This is a genomic window from Mesorhizobium sp. M2A.F.Ca.ET.042.01.1.1, from assembly GCF_003997405.1.
Classification (GTDB): Bacteria; Pseudomonadota; Alphaproteobacteria; order Rhizobiales; family Rhizobiaceae; genus Mesorhizobium.
Map to the genome: position 1 here is coordinate 1 of NZ_RZRX01000602.1, position 865 is coordinate 865.

The 865-nt window shown below is 64.9% G+C and carries 1 protein-coding gene; it reads right to left on the reverse strand.

What is annotated here, in order from left to right; all coding sequences use genetic code 11:
* Window positions 1–865: right-handed parallel beta-helix repeat-containing protein (locus tag EOA23_RS35110; protein ID WP_348628609.1), on the reverse strand; the 865-nt coding region annotated here is incomplete at both ends.

Genomic DNA, 865 nt, shown 5'->3' on the forward strand with positions numbered 1-865 from the left:
TGACCGCACCGCCGGCGCTGGGCGAGGTGAGGTCGATGCCGATGGAGCCGGCCGCGCCGGTACCGGTAAGATTGAGCGACTGCGCGGTGAAATTGGCCTGGCTTCCGGAGAAGTCCAGGCCGGTGCTGGCTCCGAGCCCGGAAATGACGATGTTGCCGGCGACCACGGCGGCGTTGACGCCGCTGAACGACATGCCATCAGCGCCGGGATTGGTGATGGCGATGTCACCGAAGCGGATCGATGCCGGCGAGTTGCTGATCGCGATCGCCGGGCCGGTGGTGTTCGAGATATTGGTCGCGCCATTGATGGTGAAGCTGCCCGACACCTGGTCGAGGATGACGCCCGACACGCCGCCGCTCTGGGTGATGGAATCGAGCACGACATGGGCGGTTATCGGGTCGATGAAGACGGCAGTGCCGCCATTGCCGGAGATCGTGCCACCGGTGGTGGTGAAGCTGCCGCCGCTCGACGTGCCCTGCACCGTTATGCCGCGGTCGGTGTTGTTCTGGGCATTGACGGTGGCGAAGGTGTAGGTGCCCTGTCCGGTTATATCGAGGCCGTCATCGGCATTGCCGTTGAGCGTCGTCGTACCGGTGAAGTTGTAGGTGCCGTTGTCCTCGATATGCAGGCCGTCGAGACCGTTGCCGGTCGCGGTGAAGTTGGAGGCGCTGACGCTCGTCGAATTGCCGGTGAAGTCGGCGCCGTTGCCGCCGGCGCCTGTGACGGTGACATCGGTCAGCTTGGTGCCGGCGGCATTGTTGCCGAAGATGCCGTCGGCGCCGCCGGTGATGGTGATGTTGCTCAGCGTGTTGTTGCTGGCCAGGCTGATGACGGGGTTGGCCGAGATGGTGCCCTGGATAGTGCC